Origin of the sequence: Psychrobacter immobilis, assembly GCF_904846175.1 — a bacterium.
GTDB classification, from domain to species: Bacteria; Pseudomonadota; Gammaproteobacteria; order Pseudomonadales; family Moraxellaceae; genus Psychrobacter; species Psychrobacter immobilis_E.
In genome coordinates, this window is the sequence record NZ_CAJGZM010000001.1 from 523,946 (window position 1) to 541,755 (window position 17,810).

General features: G+C 42.8%; 15 protein-coding genes. 1 reads left to right on the forward strand and 14 read right to left on the reverse strand.

The genetic code is table 11. The features are described 5' to 3' along the window. Window positions 1–82: 82 nt before the first annotated feature. The 5 genes from JMW39_RS02145 to JMW39_RS02165 all read right to left on the reverse strand — a co-directional run bounded on the left by JMW39_RS02145 (window position 83) and on the right by JMW39_RS02165 (window position 8,515). Entirely contained in the window at window positions 83–2,323 is a 2,241-nt protein-coding gene (locus JMW39_RS02145) for a neutral/alkaline non-lysosomal ceramidase N-terminal domain-containing protein (protein ID WP_227679136.1), read from the reverse strand. Between the two features lie 237 nt (window positions 2,324–2,560). Beyond that, window positions 2,561–2,992, reverse strand: a complete 432-nt coding sequence (locus JMW39_RS02150) for an HIT domain-containing protein (RefSeq protein WP_057759208.1) — start codon at window positions 2,990–2,992, stop codon at window positions 2,561–2,563. Window positions 2,993–3,211: 219 nt separating this feature from the next. After that, window positions 3,212–6,967: a transcription-repair coupling factor gene (gene mfd, locus JMW39_RS02155; protein ID WP_201543354.1), complete on the reverse strand. Its 3,756-nt coding sequence runs from the start codon at window positions 6,965–6,967 to the stop codon at window positions 3,212–3,214. A gap of 238 nt (window positions 6,968–7,205) precedes the next feature. Further along, window positions 7,206–7,721, reverse strand: a complete 516-nt coding sequence (rraA, locus tag JMW39_RS02160) for a ribonuclease E activity regulator RraA (RefSeq protein ID WP_227679161.1) — start codon at window positions 7,719–7,721, stop codon at window positions 7,206–7,208. A 92-nt stretch (window positions 7,722–7,813) separates the two neighbouring features. Next, window positions 7,814–8,515 (reverse strand): NAD-dependent epimerase/dehydratase family protein, encoded by a 702-nt coding sequence (locus tag JMW39_RS02165; protein ID WP_201543357.1) that lies wholly within the window; start codon window positions 8,513–8,515, stop codon window positions 7,814–7,816. 541 nt (window positions 8,516–9,056) lie between these two features. On the opposite strand from JMW39_RS02165, the gene rpsT reads away from it, so the two are divergent. Then, window positions 9,057–9,323: a 30S ribosomal protein S20 gene (gene rpsT, locus JMW39_RS02170; RefSeq protein ID WP_010200097.1), complete on the forward strand. Its 267-nt coding sequence runs from the start codon at window positions 9,057–9,059 to the stop codon at window positions 9,321–9,323. Between the two features lie 176 nt (window positions 9,324–9,499). Here the strand turns inward: rpsT and JMW39_RS02175 are convergent, their stop codons facing one another. From JMW39_RS02175 to JMW39_RS02215, 9 genes are all read right to left on the reverse strand, one after another. Further along, window positions 9,500–10,336, reverse strand: coding sequence for a histidine phosphatase family protein (locus JMW39_RS02175; RefSeq protein ID WP_201543359.1), 837 nt, complete (start codon window positions 10,334–10,336; stop codon window positions 9,500–9,502). A 108-nt stretch (window positions 10,337–10,444) separates the two neighbouring features. After that, window positions 10,445–11,239 (reverse strand): metallophosphoesterase, encoded by a 795-nt coding sequence (locus JMW39_RS02180; RefSeq protein WP_201543360.1) that lies wholly within the window; start codon window positions 11,237–11,239, stop codon window positions 10,445–10,447. A gap of 214 nt (window positions 11,240–11,453) precedes the next feature. After that, window positions 11,454–12,152: an orotidine-5'-phosphate decarboxylase gene (pyrF, locus tag JMW39_RS02185; protein WP_201543361.1), complete on the reverse strand. Its 699-nt coding sequence runs from the start codon at window positions 12,150–12,152 to the stop codon at window positions 11,454–11,456. A 76-nt stretch (window positions 12,153–12,228) separates the two neighbouring features. Further along, window positions 12,229–12,639: a lipopolysaccharide assembly protein LapA domain-containing protein gene (locus tag JMW39_RS02190; protein WP_201543362.1), complete on the reverse strand. Its 411-nt coding sequence runs from the start codon at window positions 12,637–12,639 to the stop codon at window positions 12,229–12,231. A gap of 230 nt (window positions 12,640–12,869) precedes the next feature. Beyond that, complete coding sequence (locus JMW39_RS02195; protein WP_201543363.1) at window positions 12,870–13,175, reverse strand: integration host factor subunit beta; 306 nt, start codon at window positions 13,173–13,175, stop codon at window positions 12,870–12,872. Between the two features lie 254 nt (window positions 13,176–13,429). After that, window positions 13,430–15,124, reverse strand: a complete 1,695-nt coding sequence (gene rpsA / locus JMW39_RS02200; RefSeq protein ID WP_201543531.1) for a 30S ribosomal protein S1 — start codon at window positions 15,122–15,124, stop codon at window positions 13,430–13,432. Window positions 15,125–15,358: 234 nt separating this feature from the next. Continuing rightward, the gene (cmk, locus tag JMW39_RS02205) at window positions 15,359–16,123 is read right to left on the reverse strand and encodes a (d)CMP kinase (protein WP_201543364.1); all 765 of its coding nucleotides are present in this window, start codon (window positions 16,121–16,123) and stop codon (window positions 15,359–15,361) included. Between the two features lie 186 nt (window positions 16,124–16,309). Further along, on the reverse strand, window positions 16,310–16,861 hold the full coding sequence (tadA, locus tag JMW39_RS02210) for a tRNA adenosine(34) deaminase TadA (RefSeq protein WP_201543365.1): 552 nt from the start codon (window positions 16,859–16,861) through the stop codon (window positions 16,310–16,312). A 65-nt stretch (window positions 16,862–16,926) separates the two neighbouring features. Next, a complete protein-coding gene (locus tag JMW39_RS02215) occupies window positions 16,927–17,664 on the reverse strand; it encodes a uracil-DNA glycosylase (protein WP_201543366.1) in 738 nt (245 codons plus the stop codon). Between the last annotated feature and the right edge of the window lie 146 nt (window positions 17,665–17,810).

A 17,810-nucleotide genomic window follows, 5' to 3' on the forward strand; every position in this document is an offset into this window, starting at 1 on the left:
ACAAAAATGAAAAAGCCAGATAATTGCTATCTGGCTTTTTTATATGTAAAGATTAAGTGGAAAATGAAGCTATAAAAATTGGTTACCGAACGATAAAGCTATTAGAAACGCCTGAATACGGCTTGATTTTATGCGTCCAACCATTTTTCCAGTCGCCTTGATGGGTCAATCGATAAGTACCCGCTGGGGTATCGTTACTGATTCGCCAATCAATGATGGCTTTACTAAAAGCCGCCCCTTCACGCTTCCAAGTATAAGTGGTATCAAAATCGCTATCACTCAGATAATCGATCCACTGACCATTCTCAAAACGCTGCACCTTTAAAAAACTGTCTTCGGTGCGTAGATTGTTTTTAGGGTGAGCGCCGCGGAATACGGCTGTGGCAACCTGACCTTTTTGATAACTGACTTTGGGCTGAGTAAGGGTTTGTCCCCAACTTTGTTTTAAAGGCTTATCGTCAAATACCACGCCTGGGCGCTCATTAAACGATTTACCTGAGCGATCAGGCGGTGTGGCATTGTCATAAACCTCGATACCATCACGCAGCGCTTCGGCCAGTTGCGTATATTCTTGTATATAAGCAGCGGCTTGATAAGGGCCATACTCGGTAGACGCCCCTTCATAATGCTGGGTGGCAAATTCTTCGCGCGTACTTAAATAGCCGCTATAGTTATTCGCCAAACCATTAATAATAACCGTGTCGACCCCTGAGTCTTTTAGCTGTGCAAGCACGGCAGCGCGCATTCGTCGTCCAACCATGGTGGTCGGCTCGCCGGGAATAGCAACGAGGGCGATATTACCGATACGCATCAGCTGAACAGGTTGCTGAGTATTAATCCAGCCCCAGCTGCCCGTTGGCAATAAGACTTGTTTTTCAGCCTGACAATCATCTTGGCTGACAGTTGAAACAATGCCAAACGCGCCGCGCGTTAAGCTTCCTAAAAAGGATTGATCCACTTTATTAATATCGTCATTAATACGGAAGTTTTCTCGCGTCATACCCTCATACATACCGGGTATGTTCGATGGCCCATTCTCGCCGCCAGCAGCAAAGGAGTAACCACGAGCTGGCATACATAGAACTTTATTGCCCGCGCCATTGGTGAATTTACCATCGACTTGGTAGCCCTTTAAATCAATCCAGCGCGCGCGTACGTTTATTGGACCAGCAACGGGCGCACCTTGATTCCAAAGCTCGACCGCCTTATCAAGCTGCAGTTGCCCATCACGCCTGACATTTTCCCACTCATTGTCACTACCTTGATAGCCAGGTTTTGAGTTGGCATTGCCACCTGCGGCCAGTACATCACCCTCATCCGCATTGGCAAAAGCTGCGACAAACGGCTTGTCTGATTTTCCAGCAAAGATCTTTTCTGCGCCGCGTTGGGCAAAGCCTTTATTGTCAGCGCTTAGATGCATAAATTGATTACTAAAGCTGGTTGGATGCAGTGCAAACCAATTGATCAGACCCACTGGTGTACCATCGGCAGCATTTAGGCGCAGCTGAGTCATGGTCTCATTGACATTACTATCAAAGTCTTTTGCATCAACATTATTGTTATAAGCAAACTCTGAGCGATTGAGCGTTGCACCCTTTAGCTCGCCTTGCGCCAAAGATAGCGTGCCGGGAGCCAAGGTATCGTGAGCACGCTTAATCGAGGTGACAATGCCATTAACGATAGCATTGAAATTTTGGCTGCTATAGCCTGATAGCGTATCGTCGGTACTGGCAATTTGATACAGCTGTTGATGCGAGTAGCCAGCATTACCCACATGAGTATGAGTGGCGGTGAGCATGACGTTATCATCGTTATATAGTTCGCCATAGTTCTTTTGCAGGCGTTTGATGACTTCAAGCTTTACCGCAGTAAACATCGCGCCCATATCTGCTGATACATATACGACGCGTTTGCCCTCATTTTTATCCGCTTCGCCGATAATAAAAGCATGAGAGTATAAGCGGTCGTTAATACCTTGTACCACTTGACCAGAAGCATAACCAAACATGCCAGTTTCGGCAGCCGCACCGGTGATATCTGCCTTACCGCTACCAACGAGATACTGACTTGTCGGCATTCCTCTCATAGACATGGCAGAGGCGCTATGATTTAACGTGACAGAGCTGTCTGATGCTGAGGTATTTTCGGTAATGGTTTGCCCTGAATCGGACTGTACGGATACTGACTGTGTTGAGTCAGCCTGTAATGAAGCAGCTTCAGTTGAATCCGTCTCACAGGCCGTTAAACCGAGAGCGGCGGTACAAATTGAGATAAGTAACATAGAAGGTCGTAGTAATGGGGATGCAATAGAGGAAGTAGCCATCTGTTATCCTTAACATAGAGTGAAATCTCAGATTGAAAGGTTTCAATCCAAGACTAAATACCTCGAAGCTTTTCCAATGCGCTAAATCAAGCTTACTGATTAATACGCAAAAAAACGGCTGCGAGCAGATAAGTTGGCTATATCCATTTAACCAACCCACTCTCTAATATAATGAATAACAGACAAATGTAAAACACTTTATGGTTAAAACAACTTAAATAGTCGTTTAACGCTTGATTACATTTGCCAATCAAACGGCATTTGATGATGACCACGTAATGCCATCATTAATGTCTGCTGCATCTGCGCCAACACTTCTTTAGTATAAGGCACAGCAGGAACGCCCCATACTGGATTTGGCCACTGCATGTCGTTTTGATAACGGACGATATGATGGAAGTGTAGCTGCGGCACCTGATTGCCGAGTGCTGCCACGTTCATTTTATCGGCTTGAAAAGTCTTAGCCAATTGGCTTGATAACCAGCTCGATTCACGTAAAAACTGCGTTTGGTCTGCCTCAGACAGCTCATATAATTCTTTGATACCTGATACGCGCGGCACCAATATCAACCAAGGAAACTGACAATCATTGATTAAACGACAGGTCGATAATGGGAAATCACCCACTAAAAAACTATCAGCCGCAAGTTTATGATGAAGTTGGAACATAATGACGGTTCTCTTGTTATGACGCTTGAATAAAAGGAATTAGAATTAATTCAAAAATTAATAAGCTATAAGGATAATAAGCTAAATATAGGGTGTCGCTATTTTATCAGTTATCCAATCGATAAAATAGCGCCATGACTGATTGTCTTAGGGTATGACATTTGCATTACTTAAACCATTTAGCAAATGTACTTAGTTTAACGATATAAATCAATGAAGCTAAGCTGACTCTGCCACCATATGCTCGCTAAAATAGCGTAATAACTCTTGAATCGCAGTGACGCGCTGCTGCGGTGTTGCCAGTTTATTAGCATCCTGATAACGAATACCAGATGCACCATTCATACGATAGCGTTGCCCATTTGATTGAATCAACTTAATAATTGCTAACGCATCGACTGGCGTATCAGGGGCAAACTCTAACGTCATGCTGTTGCTATTAGCATCAATCTTATTAATTTTTAGCGGCTCGGCTTGTATGCGCAGTCCATGAATAGCAAACAACTGCTTGGTCTGTTCTGGTAAAACACCAAAACGGTCAATCATTTCGGTACGGATATCAGTTAATGCCTCTTTATCATCGGCATTACTAATGCGTTTATAGAACAATAAACGCTGATGGACATCGTGTAAATATTCTTCAGGAATCAATGCCGAGCTATGCAGATTAATCTCGCTAGTCAGTGACAATGGCGTACTCAAATCAGGTTCCTTACCCGCTTTAATCGCTTTTGTCGCCCGCTCAAGCATATCCATATATAAGCTAAAGCCAATCGCCTGCATATTACCACTTTGCTGCTTACCAAGTATTTCACCAGCACCGCGAATCTCTAAGTCTTCACTTGCCAGCATAAAACCTGCACCCAAAGTATTGGCGCGTTCAATCGCATGCAATCGGCGTTTAGCATCGCCTTTAAGACCTTTAATAGACGGCACCAGTAGATAACAATAGGCTTGATGATGGCTACGACCGACGCGACCACGAAGTTGATGCAATTGAGCCAAGCCAAACTTATCCGCGCGCTCAATGATAATCGTATTAGCATTGGGTACATCAATACCCGTTTCAATAATGGTTGAGCATATCAGCACGTTGAACTTTTTATGATAAAACTGCTGCATTACTTGCTCAAGTTGACGCTCTTGCATTTGCCCGTGAGCGACCCCTACTCGCGCCTCAGGCACCAGTTCACGTATAGTCTCTGCCATACGCTCAATACTCGCCACGTCATTATGCAATAGATAAACCTGACCGCCACGTAGCAGCTCACGCAAGATAGCTTCTTTCATCAAAGCTTCTGTCTTTTGCATGACAAAGGTCTTAATCGCCAGACGGCGAGCTGGTGGCGTGGCAATAATCGACATATCACGCATACCTGAGAGCGCCATATTGAGCGTTCTAGGGATCGGTGTAGCTGTCATCGACATGCTATCCACATCGGTCTGAATCGCCTTAATTCGCTCTTTATGACGCACACCAAAGCGATGTTCTTCATCGACAATCATCAAACCTAGATTAGAGAATTTTACATCTGGTTGTAATAATTTATGGGTGCCGATTACGATGTCGACCTTACCTGCTGCGAGGTCTGTTAGCACCGTTTCTTGATGCTTTTTGCCACCAAAGCGCGATAGCGTTTCGATACGTACCGGCCAATCAGCAAAACGGTCGCGGAAATTGTCTTCATGCTGACCGGCTAGCAAGGTTGTCGGCACCAACACTGCCACTTGATAACCGGCGCTGACCGCAATAAAGGCGGCGCGCATAGCAACTTCCGTTTTACCAAAGCCGACATCACCGCAGATGAGACGATCCATTGGCTGGTTTTGCTTCATGTCTTCCATCACCGCATGGATGGCATTGGCTTGGTCAGGCGTTTCTTCAAAGGCAAACTGACTGGCAAATAACTCATATTGCGATAGATCTATTTTGAAATGAATACCAACTTTGGCTTCGCGCCGTGCTTGCATATTAAGCAGCTCAGCCGCTACGTCATGGATTTGCTCGAGCGCTTTTTGCTTGGCTTTATCCCATTTTCCGCTACCGATTTTATGCAATGGCGCAAGCGCAGGATCACCGCCGCTATAGCGATTAATCATTTGTAAATTGGCGACTGGCACATAAATACTGGCATCATCGGCATATTTTAAGTGAATAAACTCTTGCTCACCGTCACCCACATCTAGCGTAATCAGTCCGTGATAACGTCCAATACCATGCTCGATATGAACAACAGGACTACCTTCGGTTATTTCAGTAACACTTTTAACCAAGAACTCTTCTGATACTCCGCTTTGACGACGACGGCGTGTTTGCAATACTTGGCGACCAAATAACTGTGTCTCACTAATCAGCACCAAACGTTCAGGAACATAAACCCCGCGCTCAATGGGCGCAACGGTTAGACCAACCTGTGGCAACTTTTTAGCATTAAGACCAGTAGTTTTATCAGCGGCTAAAAACGCCTCAAAGCTATCATAAGCTTTGATATCTATTTTACCTTTAAACAGTTCGATTAGAATCTCACGCCGACCCGCTGTTTCGGCAACGATTAATACTGGTGTCGCCGTTTGCGCTTGTAGCGCTAGAAATTCCAGCAGTTCAGTCAGTGGTTCAGCTTTTTGATGATTGACTGATAATTGAGGCGGCTCTAGCGCACTTAACGTCACCAAGCCTTGCTGTTTACTCTGCAGAAGCGATAATTGTGGCTGTGAATTTGACTGCTCTTCAACTTCTAGCAATGAAGCATCTTCTAGTAATGAATCACTGCTATCAATCGCAGCGACATCGGTCATGGTAGCCAATTCATTACGAGCACTTAAAATCACGCGTGGATAGTGATTGAGGTGCTCGTTTAGAGTATTTGATAATAAATACAATAGCTCAGGGGCGACGATGGGTTTATCAATATCATGACGACGCTCTTCATAACGGCGCTGAATTTGTGACCAGTAATCTACCTGTTTTTCGTTAATCAGCTCATCTGTTATAAATAAGGCGTCACTTGGTAAGTAAGCAAATAAGCTACTCTCAGCTTCCCAAGCTTTTAAATTAAAAAATAGCGGCTGATAATATTCAAGTCCGCTACTAGCGATACCTGCCATCACATCTTTATGTAGTTCAAACTTACGGCTGCTAGCATTAGGAAACATCGCGGCAAAGTTGGTACGGAATGTCTCGCGCCCTTCATCAAGCGGAAACTCTTTTGCCGGTAAGATTTGAAATTGCTTAATAGGCTTTGAGATATCTGGCAGTTTATGCAGTAGCGACAGCGACTCTTTGTCCATACTGCTATCGTTGCCATTCATCATGGTTTTGAGGTCATCAACGGTCAGTGTGCGCTGGGTCTGCGGATTAAAAAAGCGAATGGTTTCAATTTCATCATCAAACAAATCTAGACGTAGCGGAAACGGCTGACCCATCGCAAAGATATCAATGATGCTACCGCGTACGGCAAATTCGCCCGGCTCAAAGACGTTCTCAACCGCTCGGTAACCTGCCTTTGCCAGTAAGCCACGTTGGGTATTGATATCAAATCGATCACCCACGCTCAAATCAAAATGCTGTCCTATCAGCCAGCTTGGCGGTGCGACCCGATGCATCAACGCCTGAACCGAGATAAGCAGCACGCCTGACGTTGGCATATCGGTTAATAGATTGATACGCTCGCTGACGATATCTTGATGCGGTGACAGCTCATCATAGGTCAATGTCTCCCAATCAGGGAATACATAAGCATCAACGCCGCAAAATGCTAACTCTGTCTCTATCTGATTAAGCTGGTTTTGGTCACGCGTTACCACAACCTTTAGACGGTCGGCAACATTCCATAGCGATGTCTGCACCAGACTTGCCAGCCATAAACTACTGACTGCCCCATGCACAGGTGCCAGCCAACGCCGCTGGGCATTCTGGATAGGGAATAACTGCTGGTTAATCGGTTCAAAGGCGTCAGTCAAAGCAGTGATAGGCATAAAGGATAGGATCAAGGTTAAGAGTCAGAAAGCTATTATACGAATATTTTGGCAATTACCAAAATTTATGCCGTAACGGTTTGTCACTTAGCATTTTTATTAAAAACCCAATAGCTAAATAGCTGATAAAACTTATACTCGGATACAAAAATAGAATGAGTAAATGTCAAAACCTCAACGGTTAAGCTGAGGTTTTTGAGTTTTAATTGTTAAACTTTTTTTAAAATAAAAGCTGTTTCTAAATTAATGGCTTGTCACTAGCGATAATACCGTTGTTATCTGCATAAACAAACATACCTGAATTTAAGGTTAAATCACCAAAGCTGATTTCAAGATCGGTTTGACCTTCATCGCGGCGGTTTGATTTACGTGGGATACAACCAAGTGCCATGACACCGATATCCATTGCTGCCATATCATCAACATCACGGACACAGCCATATACCAACACCCCTGCCCAGCCATTATCAATCGCCGACTGTGCAATCATATCGCCTAACAGCGCACAACGCATCGAACCGCCACCGTCAACGACCAATACTTTGCCATTACCGTCTTTGTCTTTACCATCGCTATTTAATAACGATTTCACGCGGCTGTTATCCTCAAAGCATTTCACCGTCACGATTTCACCGCAAAATCTGTCTTTACCACCAAAGCTATAGAAAGACTTGCCTTCGATATTGGGCAAACATACCTGTGACTCAGGATTGGCATCCAATAAATCACAAGTCACAAAATTCTCTTTATTCATCGTTGATTCTGGCATGGCGACGCTCCTTGCTATTCATGTTTAGTCTATTAATAGATAGGTTCTGAGTTTAATTTTCTAATTTAATACTTAGGCTATTTTTTGACTTTAGTCATCGCTAGCATTTGTTTATTTTCGATAATATCTGTGGTTTGAATTGCGGGCTCACTACGGTATTTATTACGCTGATAAACATCATGCGCACTCATTGCCATGGCACTGGCAACGCGCTTTGCAGATATAGGGTGTAATGATAGTGACTCTGATACCAAAGGCGAAATAAGTTTAAACGCTTTTTGACCAAAGCTTTCAAGCGGACGACCTTTATGTTTGCCCAACAATAAAGAAGGACGAAGGATGACCAACTGTTTAAAACCTAGCGCCATAATAGACTGCTCAGTTTCCGCCTTGACCCGATTGTATAAAAATCGACTGTCGATGTCCGCATTCATTGAAGACAATAAAAAGAAGTTTTCTACGCCTTTAGCTTGGCAGAGTTTGGCAAAATTGACATTGTAATCATGGTCGATTTTTCGAAAAGCTTCATCACTACCCGCCTGCTTTTTGGTGGTACCAAGGCAACTAAAAGCATCTGTCTTACTATCAGCGCCAACGCTGGCAAATATTTCAGCCAAATTGTCAAAATCATTGACCTGATAAAAACGCATGCTGGCATTAATATAGCGAGGCGGACGCCGTGCAAGCACAATTAACGTGTCATAAAGCTCACTAAGCTGCTTCACAAGATGTTGTCCTACTAATCCTGTGGCGCCAATCAAAATCGCTTTTCGCTGCATAGCCTATCCATTTATATAATGTTAGAGTATTTATAATGCCAAGAAGATTTGTATTTTAAAAACCTATTGTTTCCGTATCATACCTAAATTCAGAGATAACTGACGCTATTCTACACAGTTTATTGTAAGAGATTTTATCAGCCATGAAATTGATTGCGCCAATTAGGTATCTAAAAGCAGCATTTTTGCTAGATATTTCGCTCGTTTACCTAATAAAAGCTTAATTAAAAATACTAAAAACCAGCAATCCGTGTGCTAGCATAACTTCTTTACGCATTAATCATCAAATATATTGTTCTAAGCGCAATAATTTGCTAAGATAACCGGCTTTACACGTCAACGCTGTTTAATTATTCCAAACAGTTCTGGCGCTTGCGATGATCTATTACTAATTTAGGTGCCTTTAATAACAGATAGGTACTCTAATATCAGACATCGACATCATGTTTGGCGAGAGGCTGCTCGTCACCGATGATTGTTAAACCCATTATTATTGCAATCAACATTCATATTTTTATCTGTCTTTATCAAGGAGATACGCGTGGCTAATACTGCACAAGCTCGTAAACGCGCCCGTCAAAACACCAAACGTCGTCAGAACTCTGCGTCACAACGCTCTATGGTTCGTACTTATCTAAAACGTGTTGACGCGGCTATCGCTGCTAAAGATTATGACGCGGCTACCGAAGCTTATAAAAAAGCGGTACCGGTTCTTGATCGTATGGCTGACAAAGGTATTATTCATAAGAATAAAGCTGCTCGTCGTAAGAGCCGCCTAAACAAAACTATCAAAGGCTTACAAGCTTAAGATTGGTTGCGTTTAGACCGCATCTCGCGTTTATAGCGTGATGACTAAAACCTTGTTACCGGTTCTAATACTGGGGCAAGGTTTTTTTATGCCTGCTTATTTAGTATTTTATTTATTATTTATAGCTGCTTAAAAGTGTTTAACAATTTTAGAAAATAATGTTCAGCAAAAAACGCTTAGGTCCATTTTACTTCTGGTGGCAATAGCAATTTGTTCGGATGAAAGCCAGCCGCACGGTAGCCATCTAATAAGGTATGTATCGGACGCACATAAACCTCACCGCGCCAGACAAGATAAGCGCTGGCTTGCTCGAAGGGTTTATCATCAAACCACAAAAACACCCCTTCCATCATCTTTGGCCAGTCATTCCAATCAATCTCAGTCACATCAAACATCACCGCCAAAAACGCTGATAGCAAAGTATCATGACTGACAGCGAGCATTAAATGCCCATGTTGGGGCTGATTCTGGTAAAACAGCGATAAAATATCAAGCCCACCTTGATAGGCATTTTTAGTGCCTTCAAGATTACCTTGCAAAAAGCGATTGATAAAGTTGAGCACGCCAATTTCTTTAAATACCGGATTGGCAATCTCAGGTTCAGTCACCAGACTACCGGGTTCGACCAATAATGACTGATGGTAAATATCACGTTGTAGCCCTGCGCCCGCCTGCATCAGCTGCGCGGTATCGATACAGCGACCAATTGGGCTTGAAATACTATCGACATCGAGCGAATACGGCAGATGTCCTGCCAACCAACGCCCCCAAGACTTTGCCAACACCCGACCTTTTTGGGTCAGCGGCAGCTGATAACTGGCAAAACCGTTACCGTCAGAGCGCTCACGTAAAGAGTGTCTGGTAAACAAAATCAGCCGTTTATCCATCGGCAATAAGCCGACCGAAGACATCATACTGTCAGGTAAGTGAGAGGGCGCTGGTGCACTTGGCGTGTGACTCGCACGCTGCGCAGCCGATAGTTTCGATAAGGTGTTATTAGGCAGTTTACTCATGGTAGCAAGCGTAGCAGATTTTTTGACATCAATGAACAAAATATAAGTTCAGTTGCAATATAGCGTATATTGCAATTATCAGTAGAAGCGCTTATTTGAGACGATTTATTAAATCTCGATTACTTTGTCCCAAGCAAATGCTAATGCAGTACTGCTCACCTCATTCGGATAAGCACGCGGATTAACAATCACACGCGTCTTATGAATTTGATAATCAAAAGCTTCATGGGTATGTCCATGTACCCAAAGCGTGGGCGCCCAATCTTCATACATCCAACTTGATAAATCACTGACGAAAGCAGCATTACTTGGCAGCTCAGCATATTTCTTAGACACAGATAATGGGCTGATACTATGATGACTCATCACTACGGTTTTTTTACCTAGTGCTTTAGCATTCATTAATGCTTGCTGTAACCATTGACGCTGCTCAGCATGAATTTGCATTGATACTTCAGGTGAAAACAGCTCGCTACCCGCATAAATTTGCTTATAATCACGCATAAAACGTCTAACCGCTGCCATCGTATCTTCGTTAGCTTGATATTGATAATCTGTCCATAGCGTACAGCCCAAAATGCGCACCTCGCCAATATCAATATACTGACACTGTAAAACGCGCACGCCTTGATCTAATTCAGGATTATAATTATCCCAAGTTGCCAGCTTTTTATCAAAATGCAGTACATCTTCATTAAAGTACTCATGATTACCAGAGATGGTAATTAATGGTACTTGTAAGCGCGCAGCTTGCTCTTGCAGCCACGGCATACCACTATCACTATTTGCCGTATCTCCAGCCACTAGCACGATGTCTGCGTCCGTTTTAGGGATATGTCCCATCGGGTGCGATTGACGAGAATAGCTGTCGATATGTAAGTCACTCAAAATCTGTAATTTCATAGGGTTTACTATTGTCCTATCATGACGTTTGCGAAAACTTGAAAGTAAAAAAAGCCTACTGCTAGGCTTGCTATCAGCATAAATTTAACCAGTGTAGCACTTTTTTGATAATTGAAAAAAAGTAAAAAAGACAGCACGTTAGGCTGTCTTTTCTATGATTATGCTGCTAAAAATTCCCTAGCTGATTATGAAAGCCTAGAGATTTTATCAATCATTAAATACTTTGAAGTATGGTTTGTAATTTAGCCGCGGGATCTGCTGCTTGGGTAATTGAGCGACCAATCACCAAATAATCAGAGCCATCATTTAACGCTTGTTTCGGCGTGCAAATACGTTTTTGATCATCGGCATTGTCGTCTAGTAGACGAATACCCGGGGTGATTAGCTTGAAATCTTGGCCACATAATACCTTGAGCGTTTTCGCTTCTTGGGCTGAGCAAACCACGCCATCAAGGCCTGCTTGTTTGGTCAGCTGTGCTAAACGGCCAACCTGAGCATCTAAGCCATCAGTGATACCCGTTTGCATCAATGCTTGATTGTCCATAGAGGTCAGCACGGTGACGGCAATCAGTAAGGTCTCAAAACTACCATCTAACAAGCGCTGTTTGGCTAATGACATTGCCTCTAAACCCGCGCTTGCATGCACATTGACCATCCATACGCCAAGCTCAGCTGCCGCTAATACCGCTTGTGCAGTGGTATTAGGAATGTCATGGAATTTTAAATCCAAAAATACTTCAAAATTACGCTGATGTAGGGCCTTAACTATCTCAGGACCACAGCGGGTAAACAGCTCTTTACCTACCTTTAAGCGACATAACGCTGGATCTAATTGGTCAGCCAGTGCTAACGAGGCATCTCTCGTCATATTATCTAAGGCAACGATGACGGGAGAAATATTTGCGTTATTCATAGTTGTGCCACTTTCTATCGGGTTTATCAAATGATTATATACAGACCTATTAGTAATAAAATAGTCATCTAATCGACTAATAGTCTCGCTTTTGCTTGGTTAAAATTGCACTGTCGTCTATATCGCTGGCAATGTCATCTTGCACATTGGTCGCTGTTGCGCCATAGACCGCCTCTTCTACCGACGGCGCATTTGCTTGACGGTCAATCACAATATTGGCTTGTGTCACCTGCTCTTGTAGATTGGCATTTAATTTTTGTAGACGTGAGATTTCCCACTTATTTTGTAGAACACGGAAGATGAGCAATGCTAGTATCATGCCAATAATGATGCCGAGTATCAGACACAGAATCAACAATAAACCCAAGTTCATCGTCGGTGCTTGTGAAAACAACAAGTTCACCCCAACTTCAGTGTTATTGGCTAATACTAAACCTAGCGAATAAGCAAAGCTTAAAAACAGTAATACCAGCAGTAATATGCGCATCAGACGTATCCTTTTATGGTGAATAGTATGAAAATTTTAGCAAATAACGCAGCCATACTGACTGCTAGTAAAGACGCTTGTTGTTTAATCCCTCATATAAAGAGATTTTCTTTATATATCTTAGCTTATTGTACTAGTTTAAGGACGAAAAGCTTTAATAGTAAGAAGCGTTAGTAATAAGCAACTCTCATAATTAAAAGATTAAATGCCTTAATATTATGCTTACCTTACTAACCGTGGGCTACTTTATCATTGACTGCTTCACGTAGCGCTTTGCCAGGCTTAAAGTGTGGAATCGCTTTGGCAGGTACTGGCACGCTTTCCCCTGTTTTAGGGTTGCGTCCCATACGTGCACGGCGATGATGGAGACAAAAACTACCAAAGCCGCGTACCTCTACTCGGCCGTCATTGGCCAAAGTATCGGTCATCAAATTTAATATTTCGCGTACTGCATCATCGACGACGATATCTGTCATGTTGTCACAATTCGCACTCAGATTACTAATAAATTCGGACTTGTTAATTGCTTGCTGCATTATCACACGGACCTTATTGATTAATGGATAAGATGATTATGAAGTAAATAATAATTTTATGATTATTTAGGTTTACGTTCACATCTCGTTACTCAATGTTGCAAATAATAGCGGATATTAGCGTAAATAGGAATAAGAGTTTGACCTTTTATACGAAATCGCTAAGTATTTGTCTCATACTCAAATTTAATCACAAAAAAAAGCGACCGGAGTCGCTTTCTTTTTATATGCTAATTATATCAACAATATACAGCTTACTGCATTTGTTCTTTGATCAAGTCACCAATAGTTTTTGGCTGTGCATCAGTACTAGCAGTAGTACTAGTAGTACCAGTGCTGCTTAGCTCTTTAATCGCTTGGCGCTCTTCAGCTTCGTCTTTTGCTTTGATTGACAGGCTGATGTTACGAGTTTTGCGATCAACACTGATGATTTTAGCTTCAACATCATCACCAACGCTCAAGTGCTTAGTTGCATCTTCAACGCGGTCACGTTGAATCTCAGAGGCACGTAGGTACGCTTCAACTTCATCAGCAAGTTCAATAGTAGCACCTTTAGCGTCTACTTCTTTTACTTTACCATTAACGATAGCACCGCGGTCGTTGTTGACTAGGTATTCGTTAAATGGATCTGAAGTTAATTGCTTCACACCTAGGCTGATACGATTGGCTTCTGAATCTACAGACAATACCATTGCTTCAACGGTGTCGCCTTTATTGTAGTTACGGATAGCATCTTCACCAGTTTCATTCCAAGAAATGTCTGATAAGTGAACTAGCCCATCAATACCGCCATCTAGACCGATAAAGATACCGAAGTCAGTGATTGATTTGATCGTACCAGTAATTTTATCACCACGCTCATGTTTCTTATCAAACTCATCCCATGGATTGGCTAAAGTTTGTTTGATACCTAAGCTGATACGACGACGTTCTTCGTCGATATCAAGAATCATCACTTCAACTTCATCACCCACTTGAACAACTTTCGATGGATGGATGTTTTTGTTGGTGTGATCCATCTCTGATACGTGTACTAGACCTTCAATACCTTCAGAGATTTCAGCGAAACAACCATAATCAGTTAGATTGGTTACGCGAGCTTTCACAACTGCACCTACTGGATAAGTACCGCCAACGTTATCCCAAGGATCAGTACCTAGTTGTTTTAGACCTAGGCTAACGCGATTGCGCTCACGGTCAAATTTAAGTACTTTAACTTTAAGATCTTGACCAACTTCAACAACCTCAGATGGATGCTTGATACGGCGCCATGCCATATCAGTGATGTGCAATAGACCATCAATACCACCAAGATCAACGAATGCACCGTAATCAGTAAGGTTCTTAACGATACCTTCGATCTCGATACCTTCTTCAAGCTTGTTCAATAGCTCTTCGCGCTCAGCTGAGTTTTCAGCTTCCATAACCGCACGGCGACTAACGACAACGTTGTTACGTTTTTGATCAAGTTTGATAACTTTAAATTCTAACTCTTTACCTTCAAGATGCGTCGTATCACGGATAGGACGTACATCTACTAAAGAACCTGGCAAAAACGCGCGTACTGAACCGATATCCACGGTAAAGCCGCCTTTTACTTTACTAGAAATAATACCTTTTACAATCTCATCGTTATCAGAGATTTTTTCAAGGAAATTCCAAGTCTCAACGCGTTTGGCTTTTTCACGTGACAGTAAGGTTTGACCCATACCGTTATCAACTGCTTCAACCACTACGTCTACTGTATCGCCAACTTCAACTTCAAGTTCGCCTTCTTCGCTTAAAAACTCTTCACGAGCGACGATACCTTCAGATTTTAGACCCGTATCAACAGTGATCCAGTCGTTATCGATGGCGACAACAGTACCGGTGATAACCGAGCCACGCTCGATATCCAGACCTGTTTCTTCGATGCTCGCTTCAAATAGTTCAGCAAATGATTCCATTATGTCTACCTTTGTATAGCCGTATCCTGTCCAGCACAGTACGGATCAAATGTATGATTGCATAAAACGAGAATACTGGTTTTATATCCTATGCAGCCATATATAAAAACGTTTGTTGCTAATAAGCGAATGGGTCAGCAAACTCACTAGCAACAACTGTCTTATAATTACCTTCTATAATTTTATACTAAAATGAAAGCCATAGGAAACCTTTTAGTACTTAATATGTTGTTTTTATTAACGATTAAAACAAATACCTTGATCCTGACAATGTTTTTTTACCAGCTCATAAACCGCATCAGCGTCTAGGTTTGAGCTGTCTAAAACCAGCGCATCTTCTGCAGCCTTTGACGGTGCCACCGCTCGGTTTTCATCACGATCATCACGCGCTTTAATCGTCGCAAGAATCGCTTCAAAATCTGCAGCTTGTCCAGCCTGTAAAAGCTGTGCTACTCGCCGCTCTGCACGGGCTTTGGCACTTGCGGTCAGATAGACCTTAACATCGGCATCGGGGAAAACCACGGTACCCATATCGCGACCATCGGCAACTAATCCTGATTGGGTCGCCATGTCTTGCTGCAATTTAAGCAACGCTTGACGCACCTTTGGATAAACTGCGACTTGTGAAGCATAACCGCCAACGGTTTCATTGCGTACTTGCTCGCCAATCTTGGCACCATTGACAATGATATCCACGCGCCCTGAATCAGTATTAGGCTCAAACACGATCTGCAAACTTTGAGTCAATGCTAACAGTGCCGCCTCATCAATATTTTGCTCGCCAGCGACATTTAGCAAACCGGCTTCAAACGCCTTTAGACCGACAATACGATATAAAGCCCCTGAATCTAACAACTGATAGCCTAATGTTTGCGCTAAGCGCCAAGTAACCGTACCTTTACCTGCCCCACTGGGACCATCAATACAGATAACCGGATAGCGCAATGATGGCGTATCACTATTGTCATTAGTATTAGCCTCAAGTGTAAATAAAGCAGTCATAACAGTCACTTAATCGTCGGCACAGCTTACAAAATGGTAAAAAGCTGAATTTCTACTGGTTTATCAAGCGCTTGCACGCCGACAAACTTGTTCGTAAGCAAATAGGGCGATAGTATAGCAAACAAACTTCCCTATCACTAGCAGTGAGCATAATATCTTGTTAATGGTTTATCGTGACTGAAACTTTTACCGCTTGTTCTCTTTTACCGCTTGGCGGCGTTGTCGAAAAAAATCCTTCAGCATCTGACTGCTATGCTGACTACACAAGCCTTTATGTACTTGAATACTATGATTATAAAAGGACTGTGCCGCCAAGTTCATTTGACTACCAACCATGCCAGCCCTCGGCTCACTTGCGGCATAAATAAGTCTATCCACGCGCGCATGAATAAGCGCCCCAATACACATGGTACACGGCTCTAAAGTCACATATAACGTCGTCTGTAATGGCAAGCGATAATTATTTAAACGCCTGCAAGCATCTCTTAACGCGATAATTTCCGCATGAGCAGTCGCATCATGACGTCCGATCGGCTCATTAAACCCTTGCCCAATTATGTGCTTATTGTGCACCAGTATCGCCCCTACTGGCACTTCTTCACGCGCAGCGCCTTGCTTGGCAAGCTCAAGGGCTTCTTGCATCCAGTGAACATCTCGAAGTGACCAAAATGTACTCGTTGATATCGGATTGCTCGCTAACTGATATGGTTGCAAGCTTATCGTTTGTGTCTGCTTCATTTATTAGTACAACTATTGTGACAACAATTATTTTGAAAACTACTTTTGACAACCATCTTTAACTACTACTGCGGTAACTGCCAGTCGATAGGCGTTTGACAGTACTGTACCAGATAATCATTGGTTTTAGAAAATGGCTTAGAACCAAAAAACCCACCGCGGTTGGCAGCAAGTGGCGACGGATGCACAGCGGTCAGAATCAGATGTTTATCGGTATTAATATACTTGCCTTTCTTCTGCGCTTTACTGCCCCACAATATGAATACGGTATGCTCTGTTTGTTCATTAACCACATCAATGACCGCATCGGTAAACTGCTCCCAACCTTTATTCTGATGGCTGTTTGGCTCTCCTTCTCTCACGGTCAATGAGCTGTTTAATAATAACACCCCTTGCTGCGCCCAATAAGTTAGATCACCATGTTTTGACGGTGCGATACCAATATCACTTGCCATCTCTTTCAACAAGTTGTTCAGTGACGGTGGCTTTGGAATGGCTTTGGGCACTGAAAATGATAAGCCCATTGCTTGCCCTGGTCCGTGATAAGGATCTTGACCTAAGATAACAACTTTAACCTGTGATAAAGGTGTTAAGTTCAACGCATTAAACATCAAAGGGGCTGGTGGATAGATACTATCGTCTGATTGATAGGCTTCCTTTAAGAAGGCACGTAAGCTATCCATATTGTCAGAGGTTAATTCTTCTGCTAAGGCGTTCTTCCAGTCTTCTGGTAAACGTACATTATCTAAAATCGCTTGTTTTTGGGCATCGGTTTTTGCGGATTTTTCGTGGAACAATTCCATGGTATGTCCTTTTTTATTTGTTATAAGATAATAAAAATGTTGTCGCTAATGGTTTACGGTGCATTTGAAAATTCCTAGCAGTAAAAATTCCTAGCAGTAAGACTTATAAGTGGCATGATTATAACCTATGGCATTATCATAAATTA